Source organism: Colwellia polaris, assembly GCF_002104515.1.
Lineage (GTDB): Bacteria > Pseudomonadota > Gammaproteobacteria > Enterobacterales > Alteromonadaceae > Cognaticolwellia > Cognaticolwellia polaris.
Genome location: NZ_NBOE01000003.1, coordinates 128,821 through 142,599, shown reverse-complemented (window position 1 = coordinate 142,599; position 13,779 = coordinate 128,821). Strand labels below are relative to the sequence as shown.

Annotated in this window: 8 protein-coding genes; all 8 read left to right on the top strand. The window is 38.7% G+C overall.

The features are described 5' to 3' along the window. Positions 1-412 precede the first annotated feature (412 nt). The 8 genes from B6A32_RS07665 to recD all read left to right on the top strand — a co-directional run bounded on the left by B6A32_RS07665 (position 413) and on the right by recD (position 13,618). Positions 413-910 carry a hypothetical protein gene (locus B6A32_RS07665; RefSeq protein WP_143327883.1) on the top strand — a complete coding sequence of 166 codons (498 nt, stop codon included), beginning with the start codon at positions 413-415 and terminating at the stop codon, positions 908-910. A 206-nt stretch (positions 911-1,116) separates the two neighbouring features. Further along, entirely contained in the window at positions 1,117-1,449 is a 333-nt protein-coding gene (locus B6A32_RS07660; RefSeq protein ID WP_085302619.1) for a YnfA family protein, read from the top strand. 45 nt (positions 1,450-1,494) lie between these two features. Then, positions 1,495-2,610 carry an acyltransferase family protein gene (locus B6A32_RS07655; protein ID WP_085302617.1) on the top strand — a complete coding sequence of 372 codons (1,116 nt, stop codon included), beginning with the start codon at positions 1,495-1,497 and terminating at the stop codon, positions 2,608-2,610. Between the two features lie 115 nt (positions 2,611-2,725). Then, the gene (locus B6A32_RS07650; RefSeq protein ID WP_085302615.1) at positions 2,726-3,226 is read left to right on the top strand and encodes a flavodoxin family protein; all 501 of its coding nucleotides are present in this window, start codon (positions 2,726-2,728) and stop codon (positions 3,224-3,226) included. A gap of 1 nt (position 3,227) precedes the next feature. After that, complete coding sequence (locus B6A32_RS07645) at positions 3,228-3,608, top strand: hypothetical protein (protein ID WP_085302613.1); 381 nt, start codon at positions 3,228-3,230, stop codon at positions 3,606-3,608. 308 nt (positions 3,609-3,916) lie between these two features. Next, on the top strand, positions 3,917-7,672 hold the full coding sequence (gene recC / locus B6A32_RS07640) for an exodeoxyribonuclease V subunit gamma (RefSeq protein WP_085302611.1): 3,756 nt from the start codon (positions 3,917-3,919) through the stop codon (positions 7,670-7,672). Then, complete coding sequence (locus B6A32_RS07635; RefSeq protein WP_085302609.1) at positions 7,669-11,466, top strand: UvrD-helicase domain-containing protein; 3,798 nt, start codon at positions 7,669-7,671, stop codon at positions 11,464-11,466. The genes recC and B6A32_RS07635 overlap by 4 nt, the downstream gene beginning before the upstream one ends. After that, the gene (recD, locus tag B6A32_RS07630) at positions 11,459-13,618 is read left to right on the top strand and encodes an exodeoxyribonuclease V subunit alpha (protein WP_085302607.1); all 2,160 of its coding nucleotides are present in this window, start codon (positions 11,459-11,461) and stop codon (positions 13,616-13,618) included. The genes B6A32_RS07635 and recD overlap by 8 nt, the downstream gene beginning before the upstream one ends. Positions 13,619-13,779: the final 161 nt, after the last annotated feature.

Genomic DNA, 13,779 nt, shown 5'->3' with positions numbered 1-13,779 from the left:
TGACATATTGACCACTAGGCAAGGTGTTTTAGGCTATCTGATGATAAAGTTAATGTTTGATTCTGAATATGAATTTTATTTAGACAGTGCTTGTTGGGAAGAGAGATATCGTTAGCATAAAATTTATCTTAGGTAAGTCTCCTTCAATGCTAACAGTATTAATGCGTACGTTGTTTTCAGTTCGAATACTATTGTCATTGCTAAGTATTGTGCTTGGTAGACACAGTTTAGTAAACACAGGGCTAATCAAAGGTTTTATATTGAGCTTTTAAACATTTAGCTTTTACAATGCCAGTAAATTTGTTCATTATATTAGCAAGCATATTTGCTTAGTTTAGCAAATTCCTTTGTTGTAAAACGTAAATACCTTTTATGCTAGGTTATAAATTTTAATAAAAATATGGAGATTACCTTGAAAAAATTTATTGTATTAGTCACCTCGTTACTTCTATTGTCTGGTTGTGTTTCATTTAAAAGCTCTTTGCCTGAAGGTTATTCTGGCACTACAAGCACCATTTCTGATTCATTTTCAAATCATGAGGGTTCTACCGCTCATTTTTATATTGTTAACAAAGTTAACGGTTTAGCTATCGAAGACAGTGGTTATAAAACACGAGTAGTTAATTCAGGTCGGGGCTTTAATATGACGCCTACTATGGTGTCTAGAGAAGTCGCTACCATATCGCAAATTATTTCTATTGCCGGTTTTGTGCAATTTGCTACCGACGGGCAAGCAATGTTTGGTGATAGTATGCTAGTAACGGGTGACATTGAGTTCACCCCTGTTGCTGGAGAACGCTATAAAGTGAACGGTAAGTTAACTAAAAATGGCTCAGAGGTGTGGCTTGAAAACTCAAGCGGCGAAGTGGTGAGTGAAGTAGTTAAATCAGCCGTTAAAAAAGCCAGTTAATGCTAAGCTGATCATTCTTGAAAAAGGCCATTGCAATTTGTCACTGCACCTTAGCATTAAATATTGCCACTAAATGCAATAGCAATGGCTTGAAACGAATCATTCGAAGTTTAAATAATAACTTACTCGTCTATTTCGCCGCTAATAACTGTGCTTAACCTAGCTGGGTCTAATTTTATTTAAGTTAATTTTATGAGATCTGTTTAATGTTTGAACTTAAAACCATTGCACTATTTGCCTTAACTGCTTTGGCTGAAATTATCGGTTGTTACTTGCCTTACCTTTGGCTAAAACAAGATAAGAGCATTTTGCTTTTAATTCCCGCAGCGGCGAGTCTGGCCTTATTTGCTTGGCTTTTAACTTTGCATCCAACAGCTGCAGGTCGAGTATATGCCGCTTATGGCGGCGTTTATATTTTTGTTGCTATATTATGGCTTTGGGGCGTTGACGGCATCAAACCCTCGCTTTGGGACATTGTTGGTGGTTCAATCGCGTTAATTGGTATGGCTATTATTATGTTTGCGCCAAAAGCGTCATAGCGTTACATACACTGCAACTTTGTTATTTTAAGGAAGGATTAACAAGTGAAAATAGACAGTAATCAAAGGTTAACCGAGCTCGATTGGTTAAGGGTAATATTAATATTTGCTGTCTTTATTCATCATGTTTTGATGCCGTTTAATGGTGATAATTGGCATATTATGAATAATGAATCTAGCAAGTTACTTGACGATGTCATGGTGTATTTTGAGCAGTTTAGGTTACCTATTTTATTTTTTATTTCTGGTGCTGGCGCGGTTATTTTACTGTCAAAAATATCAGCTAAAAAGTTTGCTGCTGATAAGTTATTAAGGCTTTTAATTCCGCTTATCATTGGCATGTTATTGGTTGTTCCTCCGCAAAGTTATATTGAAAATATCAACCAATACCCGTCATATTGGCAAGCATATCCGTCACTTGCGCTTAACTTCTCCACTAATCATCTTTGGTTTATAGAATACCTTATTGTCTTCTCGTTGCTGGCCATTCCCTTGAATATAATTTTAAACACTAAGACAAGTGCTAAGGTGTTTAAATACCTTGTTGAGCTGACCAAGTTTAACGGTGGGTTATTTTTATTCGTTGGTTTACTGATAGCGATAAAAATCAGTTTTTCTTTATGGTTTCCTAGCGACGATAACAAAATTGAAAACTTATCTTCATCGACTTATTACTTGTTCTTTTTTATTACAGGTATGATCTTTGTGGCTAACAAGCATCTTTGGCAAAGGGTTTGTGAACATCGTTTTTATCATTTAATGATGCTTTTAATCAGCACAGTCTTTTTTTATGGCTATTACTATTCTCCTGATCTGAGTGCATATTTGTCATTAAATATTCGATGGTCAATATGGTGGTTGGTGTGTTGCTTAGTTTCATGGTCTGCTTTGTTAACTATTTTGGGCTATGCCCAATTTTATTTGAAAAAAACACCACAGTGGTTACGTCTGAGTAATGAACTCATTTATCCGTTTTATGTTTTTCATCAAACGGTGATTGTTGTCATCGGCTTTTATATTATTAGTTGGCAAACAGCTATTTGGATCAAAGCTGTTGCGCTGTTTTTATCCGCTTTACTTATCACTTGTGGAATTTGTTTATTTATTATTAAGCCTTTTAATACTTTGCGTTTTTTATTTGGTTTAAAGCGAAAGGTATAGAGATAAAACTAGCACGGTAACGTTAGCTTATTAACAGCTGAATATGTGTTAGAACGTTATCATTTGATAACGTAAAAATACCGCAGGAATCTTTAATCAAAAGTATGGAGATTGAATGAAAACAGCGATTATATTGGCTACTTCTCGTGCAGATGGTAATACTCATCAGCTAGTTGATTTATACCTTAAACATCAACCCTGCGATTTATTTAATTTAAAAGACTACGTAATCTCCCCCTACGATTATCAACATAACAATCAAAATGATGATTTTATTACTTTGATTAACGTGTTGGTGAAATACGACCATTTAATTTTTGCAACACCGGTTTATTGGTATGCGATGAGCGCTCAAATGAAACTGTTTGTTGACCGATTATCAGATTTGCTGACTATTGAGAAAGCTTTGGGTAGGGCACTTAACGGGAAAAGTTGCTCTATTCTTGCAACAGGTACGGATACCAAAGCACCTGATTGTTTTATTGAGCCTTTTAAATTGACAGCCAAATATTTTGGCATTGATTATACCGGTATTTTATATTGCTGCTGCAGAGAAAACTTTATAGTTGAAGAACATATCACGAAGATAGAAGCAACTTTCTCAAAGGAGAACTAACATGGCGCAAGGCAAACATAAAAAGTTGTTGAACAAAAAACTGAGAAAAGGTGATAAAGGCTACCCAATCGCCACTATCGCATTTTACGGTGCTGACAATACCAAAGCATCTAAAGTGGTTTGTGCGATTATCGCCTTTGATGGCGCAGAAGCAGAGCCTGTGAAAAAATGGTTTTCGACTTCCGACTTAAGAAAATCAGAACAAGTATTTCAAGAGATATTGGCATTTATAGACGACAACGGCGCTAATTCTGTCAGTATGATTGAGCAAATATTTGGTTGTCCGCATGAAGAAGGTATTGATTATCCTGAAGGTGAACATTGTCCAGAATGTTTATATTGGAAAGGTAGAGACAGATATACCGGCGAACTAATGCACTAAGTTCTGCCTGATACATTTCATCAAGCTATGCATCAAACCAATTGCATCAAGTTATGCATCAAGTTATGCATCAAACCAATTGCATCAAATTATGCATCAAACTATGGTCAGTACGAGCTGTTAACGAACGGGGATAAAATCAAAGTGGCAACAATGAGTCAAGCTAGGGTAATAAAGTAAGCTAATGAGTTACATAGCTTACTTCATTAACCGTGCTATTCCCTCGATAATGCACAACAACCGCTAGTGTTATCAGCCTTGATGTGGTTAAATTTAGCCATAAGAAAAATGGCTAAAAAGGCGCGCATTTGTTCTATCTTTATCCCGCTAATAAAATGGAAAATTTGTTAGTATTGCTCGATAAAATTCAGCAACTTTCCCCACTTCCTGTTTTCGCTCAAGACACCGTTATAGTGCAAAATGCTGGCATGCAACATTGGCTGAATATGTCGCTGGCTGAACAGCGCGGCATCAGCATGAATATGCGCTATGCTTTACCGTCGCAATTTTTGTGGAATTTAATCAGAAATCTAGCCAGCGATGAAGACGTTCCAGAGCAATCGCCTTATTCTCGCGAAGTACTCGCCTGGCGAATTGATACCTTATTAGGGTCTGATGAGGTTATTAGTGATAAAACCTTTGCGGTGGCAAGCACCTATTGGCAAGCGAATTCAACAGATACGGTAAATACACTATATAGCGAAGCAGAGCAGTTAAAGCGTTATCAATTAGCCTGTCAGTTAGCTGATTTATACGAGCAATATTTAATATTTAGGCCTGAGTGGATCCATGCTTGGCATCAAGGCGAATTTCCTGCTTTTGATCAAACTCATTCCTCGAGCGATAGTGCATCAGACGTTATCGACCTAACGCTAGAAAGTAATGCTGTTTGGCAAGGTAAGCTCTGGTATTTATTGGTACGTGAACAACCTTATAATCCACAAGAATTAGTCGCTCTGGCAATAAAGAATCTCAATAATGTTGATCGATTAAAAGCAATGGACTTGAAGCATCGCTTATCGTTTTTTGGCATTAATGCCATGGCGCCGCTTTGGCTTGAATTTATTAGTGCTTTGAGTGCTAAAATTGATGTGCACTTTTTCCACTTAAACCCTTGTTATGCTTATTGGGGCGATGTGGTAACGGAAAAAAATGCTATTGAAGCTTGGCTAAATGGCACAAGTTTTAATGAAGTAGAGCAAGCAATTGATAAAACTAGCGATGAGCAAACACAACAATTAGGTTTGTTTGTTGACGATGAACAACCTGAAAAAGATAGCCATGATTTAGCTGATATAAACCGGCAAGTAGGTAATCCGTTGTTAGCCAATTTAGGCCAGCAAGGTCGAGAATTTATGGCCTTGTTATATCAATACAGTACCATCAATATTGATGTATTTGAGTCAGCCGTGGCAGATCTAGCCAGCGAAGATTCGACAACAGCAGACAACGTTATTCCAAGCCCAGAAGCTTTTGCACAAGCCAATGTGTTGGCAAGTGTTCAGCAAGATATTTTATCACTAACCGATGCGCGCTCAGCAGAGTCAAAAAGCCAGCAACAAGCGGCTAAAGTTGATGGCTCAATTTTAATCACCAGTGCACACAGCGCACTGCGAGAAGTACAAGGTTTACACGACTGGCTATTACATCAATTCAACCAAGATAAAAGCTTAACACCAAAAGATGTTTTAGTGATGTGTCCGCAAGTTGAACAATATGCGCCTTATGTTAATGCAGTTTTTACCCGCGGTTGGCAAGATATTGCTGACGAAGTACCACCACTGCCATGTTCAATTGCCGATCGAATCAGTAAAGATGCTGAGCCATTAGTGGCCGCGTTTGCACAGTTATTAACGTTACCCGATAGTCGTTTTCAGGTATCGAGTTTAATTGCTTTGTTGCGCTTGCCAGCGATGCAAGCTCGCTTTGGTATTAGCCTAGAAGACATTGAAAAAATCACCCATTGGTTAGAAATTTCAAGTGTGCATTGGGGACTAGATAAAGCGCATAAACAACAAGTGCTGTCGCAAAGTGAAACGTCTGATACCAACAGTTTACATAACACCAGTAATAGCTTTACCTGGCAGCAAGGTTTATCGCGCTTAATGCGCGGTTTTGCTTTTGGCGATCACAGCGCTATTTATCAAAACCAAATGTTATTGCCGAGCATAGAAGGCAGCGATAGTGAACTTCTTGGTAAATTGATGTTGATTATTGAGCAGTTACAAATAACCGCCACTAACATGTCAAAGGCGCGCACAGCCTCTCAATGGCAGAAATTTTTGTTTGAATTATTACAACAACTCTTCGACGATCAAAACGATAACGGTCTCAATGTTGTGCGCAGCGCTGTTGAGTCTTTAGTTGAATATTGCCAACACGCAGCTTATAACAGCGACATTAGCTTGGCGGTTATTCGCGATTTTTTAAACAGCCATTTCAGTCAGCCAGACCCTGGTCGCCAGTTTATGATAGGCCAAGTCACCTTTTGTTCAATGCTACCTATGCGCAGTATTCCTTTCAAAATCATTGCTGTTCTTGGCTTAAATGATGGTGAGTTTCCACGTCAACGCCAACCGTTAAGTTTTGATTTAATGAGCACAACACCGGCACAATTAGGTGACAGATCGCGCCGTGGTGACGACAGATACTTATTTTTAGAAGCGCTTATTTCTGCCCGACAAGCTTTATATTTAAGTTATCAAGGCAAAAATATTCGCAACAATAAAGACCGACAGCCATCGTTAGTTTTAAAAGAATTAATGGAATATCTTGCCCGCGGTTACGGCTGGAAATTACTGGGGTTAAATGCTGATATTGAAAGTACTAACCCCAACAATGAATTTAACCAAGTTCGACAATTACCCATGCAGGCGTTTAGTGAGAAAAACTATCTTGGCCGCTTTGCAAGCTTCGACGCTAATTGGTTGAACTTACGCCGAACAGAAAAAGGTGATAACAACGAAGATCAGTTAACAGCAAGCGACTTATCATTAGACAAGCCGTTATCCATGCTTGAAAACAGCACTGAAATTGTTGATTGCCTATTATCGGCGAATGATGTTATTCGTTTTTATCAGCATCCTGCACGTTATTATGCGCAACAAGCGCTTTATTTATATTTAGATAGTACTGATACCTTAATAAATGATGTTGAGCCCTTTGTGCCAAATCATCTCGATAGTTATTTATTAAGACAAGAGCTGCTTAATTACTATATTGCCCCAACTCAAAGTAAACAAAGTGTTGAAGATATTTTGCTCAGTGCCAGGCTTTCAGGCAATTTGCCCGATTTACCCAGTACTGACGAGCTTATTAAAGGTTGGCAAAAAGACAGCGAAGATTTCAGTCAGTTTATTATGACTGAATTAGCACAAACCGATGCGTTAAATATCGAGCCGATAGATTGTAGTATTACGCTTAATTTAGCCAGCGCGTTAGGCAATTTAACTGCGCAGGCTGATGGCTTATATTCAAACCATGAGCTGACAATATTAAAAGCCGTGCTGCCTAAATGCTTAACGCTGAGCAGTAAAATCACCATTGTAGATAACAAAGCGGTGTTTTATCGCAGCAGTAGTGCGAAAGCAAAAGACTTATTTACCTTGTATTTGCATCAGTTAATTATTCAAATAGCACAAGCCGGTGTAGCGCAAGAGAACGCCGAGTTATTTACCGGGATTAGTGCCACTCATGGTTATTATTTTGACACCAAAAGCCAGAAACCAAGCCAGTTTTACTTTAGCAATATAGAAGATGCGAAAGGGCAATTACTACGTTTATTGGCAAGCTTTTATTTAGGCCAACACCAACCCTTGTTACTTAATGGCGAACTCGCTGAAAAAATACGTAAAAGTAAAGCATTTGAACAAACAGAGCTTGAACAGTTTTGGGCAGACAGTAACAGCTTTCAAGCTTTTGGTGATGATGCTTACATACGATACTTTTGGCCAAAATGCCCCGAATACAATCAAGTTTCAGCAAAATTATTGGGTATATATCAGCCCATGTTCGATGCTTTGCAAACAGTAAAGGTTAGCGCAAAGCAAGGAGCTAAAAAATGAAAAATTTAAATGCCAATACTATTGCACTGCAAGGTAAACATTTAATTGAAGCCAGTGCCGGCACCGGTAAAACGCACAATATTACCCGTATATTTTTACGCTTATTATTAGAGCGAGAATTACCAATAGAGCAAATTTTGGTAATGACATTCACCAAAGATGCCACCGAAGAAATTCGAGGTCGTATTGATGATTTTATTCGAGAAAGCTTATATAGCTGGGACAGTTTAATTGTTAGCGATGACTACTTTAAAAGTTTAAGCGCGAACTTAGCCAAGAAAAATATTGGCAGTTTAGAAGTAAAAGCACGTTTAACCCAAGCTTTATTGTATATCGACGAAGCGGCTATTTTTACCATACATGGTTTTTGTAAACGTGTGCTGAACCAATATGCTTTTGCTAGCGGCATTAGCTTTAATGCCCAAATGGAAACTGACACTCAAGACATTACCTTAGAAGCCTGCCAAGATTGGTATCGAGTGTTAGCCCTAGACAGCGAAAATAACAGCCAAGCCTTTAAGCTTGTTACCGAGTTTTGGTCAGAGCCGAGCAGTTTTATTCAACAGTTTTCTAAAGCATTAAGTACAGAAAATGTGCTGAACGTGCAAGACCCCACAAACATTAGTGTGGAATTTAAAGCGTTAGTTGAACAAGCTATTGCGAGCTTAAATGAACATAAAGCGATGTTAACCGAGTCGCTAATTGATGTAAAAAAAGGGCTTGAGCGTGAAAAGCGCCAGCAAGAATTAGATTTATTATTAAACTGGCTGCAAGCACTGTCGGCTGATGTTACTGGCCAACATGGAAAAATGCCTGATGCCTTTATTGATGGCAGGCGATATGCGCGCTCAAAAGTTAAAACCGAGTTGGTTGAAATTTTTGCTGCGGTAAATGTTGTTAAAAAGCAGCACCCAGAACTCGCTAAACAACTTAATCGCGCATACGCTTTACTGGAAGTGCGAAAGGGCATTTATCATATTCGCCAACAAATCGACCGTAAAAAACTCCAAGCCAATGTTATGGGCTTTGACGATTTAATCAGTACATTAAATCAATGTTTAATTAATGAACAAGCAGGCGAGTTATCAATAGATAAGTTAACAATAGATAAGTTAACATCAGACGAGCTTGAACACAGACAAGAAAATACCCCCACACAGTTTTTAGCTAACAGCATATTTTCGCAATTTCCAGTTGCGCTAATTGACGAATTTCAAGATACCGACCCTCAGCAATTCTCTATTTTAAAAGCAATTTACTACCATCAGCCTAATGCTGCACTTTATATGATTGGCGATCCTAAACAAGCGATTTATGGTTTTCGTGGTGGCGATATTTTTGCCTATCTCTCTGCGCGAAACGACTGCGATTTTCAATGGGTAATGGACACTAACTGGCGTTCAAGTGCGGCTATGATCACCGGCTATAACCGTTTGTTTTATGGCAATAAACTAACAGGCGATGCAGTAGATGTGTTTGGTTATCAAATTCCATATTTACCGGTTAAAGCATCACCCAAGGCAGACGAAAAACTGTTTTTAGATAGCCAATTTAATGCCCTGCAATTTGTGCATTTTAATGTTGAGTCTGAAACTAAGGGCAAAGACGGTAAAGATAAGCCGGTAAAACAAGGTTATCGAGTCGCTATGGCTACGTGGTGCGCCAACGAAATTGTACGTTTGTTAGCAAATCCAACACTTAATATGGTCAGTGGCGATATCGCGCTATTAGTGCGCGATGGCACTGAAGCTGCCGATATTAAAATGGCCTTAAATGCGTGTGATTTAGCCAGTGTATTTATGAGTAATCGCGCGAACTTATTGCAAAGCGATGAAACTAAACATTTGCTGCAAGTATTAAAAGGTATTCTTTTTTTAGAGAACGACCGTTTATATACTGCCGCTTTAGCAAGCCCATTAATGGGCTTCAAACGCGATAAATTACTGCAACTGCAACAAGACGAGCAGCAATGGCAGCACTTAAAAATTAGCTTTGAAAAACTGCGTAATGAATGGCAGTTTAAGGGCTTTATTAGTATGGCATTGCAGTTAATGCATCAACATTTTCATATTGATATGAGTGATGACAATGACAGCGACGCCGATCGTATACTGACCAATTTGTTGCACTTGTTTGAATTACTGCAAGGGGCAAGTCAACGTCATCGTCACCCTCAAGAACTGCTGTTTTGGTTTGAGCAACAAAGCCAAATCGACAATCCAGAGGTTGAAGCTGAGCTTCGATTAGAAAGCGATGAAAACCTGATTCGGATTATTACCCAACATGGCTCTAAGGGCATGGAATATCCCGTGGTGTTTGTACCGTTTGCTACTCGCCATAAAGACCCTCTGAAGTTTGGCCCTAGAAATGTAACCTTTATTGAGCATCATGATGATAACGGTGGGGTTCACCATAGTCTTGATGGCACTGAAGATGCAAAATTACGCATGGCATCAGAAGCCTATGCAGAAGCTATACGTTTGCTTTATGTTGCGGTAACTCGCGCAGAAAAACGCTGTTATATTCTCAGTACCGCGTTTGACAGTTTTCAAAAGTCACCTTTAGGCAAAACTTTAAAGTGGGGAACCGAAACTGATATTCCAGCCAGTTTGCAGCAATTAGCACATGATAATCCAGACGAAATCGCCCTTGAAGTATTTGATAATTATTTATCGGCTGACCTATCGCCGAATGAAACCCTCTCCAGCTCAGCGATTTCAAACAACCATAGCGAAAATGTCGCTAAAGTTACGCCTGAGGTTGCTAAATTTAACGGTAGCATTGAGCGTGATTGGTGGTTAAGTTCTTTTTCAGCCTTGAGTAAAAATCTGCGTCATAACGGTGTTTCAGCGCCAGATCGTGATAACCAGGAAACATTGCTCGCTGATGAACAAGAAGCTATGTTTACAACACCAACACAACACAATTTAGCCCTTCGATTTTCCTTAACCAAAGGTGCACAAACCGGAAATTTACTGCATGATATTTTAGAACAAACCGATTTCTCAGCCCCTGATTGGCAAAAAAGTTGTCATTGGCCGTTGGTAAAGTATGGCGCTATTGACGTTACTCTTGACGGTGCAGCGGATGCCATTTTAGAAACTTCATTAAAAAATGATGGAAGCCTAGAAAGTAACGCACAAGATCATGGCTATACATTGCTAGTTGCTTGGTTAGAGCAAGTGCTACTAACGCCATTGAATCAAGACAACACCTTGTCTTTATCTCAATTAACACTACAAGATACTTTACGTGAAACCGAGTTTTATTACCCTATGCGCTCAGCGAGTAGTAGTGCATTAACTAAACTGCTGACCGAACATAGAAATAACTTCGCTATAACTAACAAAGGTAGTCAAGGTAGTAAAAGCAATCAAGCATCGCCGCAACATCGTGTACACCTTCCATCTTATCAACAACTTAAAGGTATGATGCACGGTTTTATCGATTTGATTTTTCAAGCCGATGGTAAGTATTATGTTTGCGATTATAAATCTAGTCACTTAGGTGATAACTTCAGTGATTATAACGATGCAGCAATGCGGAAAAATATTGAAAAAAATCATTACGACTTACAATACCTTATTTATGCTTTGGCACTGCATCGACATTTAAAATATGCTTTAGCCGATTACGATCCTCAGCAGCATTTCGGTGGTATTTATTATTTGTATTTACGTGGTATGACAGATCAAAATGATCATCAAGGTTGTGGGGTATATCATCGTCAAATTACCCTTGAAGAATTAGCACAACTCGACAATATTTTTGCCGGAGAATCGACACATGTCTGAAGCTATAATTAGCAGCGAAAAGCAAGCAGATCGCCAAGTGGATAATATTTATACGTCGTTTCAACAGGCCGCTAAACAGTTACATGGTTTGGTTGCTGTAGACTACTTTTTCGCGAAAGAATTAATTCAGTGTATTAGCTTTGAATCAAGTTACGCCGCTAACGATGCCGATATAACAATTAGCCAAAAGCAGCAGCAATGGTTTCACTTACTTATCGCATTAAGCGCCAGTTTGCGTGATGGCCATAGTTGCTTACCTCTGAACGAAGTTGCAGGTAAACGTTTATTTTCCGACAGTAATAATTCAAATGACTTAACACCTCAAGGCTTTTTATTTGCTGACTTAACCATTATCACTGAACTGTTGGCTGAATTACCTTTAGCAAATTCGCATAGCAAAGACGATGATCAACCACAACCGATAGTATTAAACCACGAACGTTTGTATTTACGACGCTATTATCAATTTGAAGAAGAATTAAAGCAGGTGGTGCGATCAAGAAGAAGCATTGCAGGCCCATTTTTAGACTCAGATGTTAGCCATTTTGAGATCGCTGATGAAGGGCATAACGAAACAGGAAATAAAGAGCAAAATGATACGGGCAATATTAAAAATATTATCGCTACCTTATTTCCAGATTTAGCTGCTCAAAGCAACTTACAAGCGAATGATATACAAACAAGTGAAATTGATTGGCAAGCAGTGGCGGTTGCAAATGCTATTAATAAAGATTTTGCTATTATTGCTGGTGGCCCAGGCACAGGTAAAACCTATACTGTTACTAAGTTACTTGCCGCGCTCTTGATGTTAGCTAAAGCTAAAAGTGGCGACAGTTTTATAGTTCCGAAAATTTCTTTAGTTGCCCCAACAGGTAAGGCCGCTCAACGCTTATCTGAATCTATCACCAAAGCTGTAGCAGATTTTCGTGGTAGTATTGACGACAAAATATTAGATCTCATTCCTGAAAGCGCAAAAACCATTCATAGGCTACTTGGCGTTATACCTGAGCAAGTTAACTTTCGTCATCACCAAGAGAATAAACTCGATATCGATATTTTATTGATAGATGAAGTCTCTATGGTTGATTTACCTATGATGACACGCATTTTCCGCGCCTTGCCAACACGTACTAAAGTTATTTTATTAGGTGATGCTGACCAATTACCTTCAGTTGCCGTTGGGAGTGTACTCGCTGATTTTGCGCCAAGACCTCATATCGGTTTTAGCGCCTTAAATCATCAATATTTAAGCCAAGTAACGGGTTATCAATCGTTAATTAAAGATGACTTAGCTAACACGAATAACACCTTTAACACCAGTAATAGCCATTATAACCAATACAGCGCTAGCGATTGCGTTACCTTTTTATTAAAAAGCCGTCGCTTTGATGGAGAAGGTGGCATAGGCATAATCGCTAACTTGGTTATTAATGGCCAATATCAAGAAAGTTGGCAGTTATTAAAACAAAATGAAACACTGGAAAGTTCGCCACAAAATGAACCTTTGGCTAAAAACAAACAACTAACCTTATTATCAGGCAACATTGAAACTTGGTTAACGCCTTTGGTTGAGCAATATTACGTACCTTTATCACAATGTAAAAAAGTTGAAGATGCTTTTGCATTACTGGCAAAGTTTAGAATTTTATCTTCTACCCGCAAAGGCCCACAAGGTGTTGAAAGCCTGAATGCTCTAGTGATTGATATTTTGCGTAATAAAGGTGTTATTGGCTTTAATCGCTTCGAATCTAACAACCCTTTATATGCCGCTCAACCGATCATGATAAACGAAAATGACTACCGGCTTGGCGTTTATAATGGTGATATTGGCGTACTTTGGCGCAATAGCGAAGGCCATTTAATGGCTGTTTTTGAAGATGCTACGGGCGGATATACTTGGATTTTACCTTCACGTTTACCGAAATTTGAAACAGTTTACGCGATGACTATCCATAAAACTCAAGGCAGTGAATTTAAACATGTTGCTATGGTGTTGCCTGAACAAAAAGACAATAGATTATTGTCGCGTGAATTATTATATACTGGCATCACTCGAGCGAAGCAGCACTTAAGTATAGCCAGTAGTCAAAGTGTTTGGCAAAGTGGCGTAAGTCAGCAAGTGAGTCGCTTCTCTGGACTCGCCATAGACTAGCTCAAATGAGTAAAATACCAATTGATATAAACAATCGATCATTCTAAAGCGGTTTAAATATCCAGTATCTACGTTGCTTTCAATCGCAATAGCCTGCTATTGCTCAATCAAGCGCCTTGCTACTGAAAATTTATCCTCGTTTAAAATTGACCGATTCATTA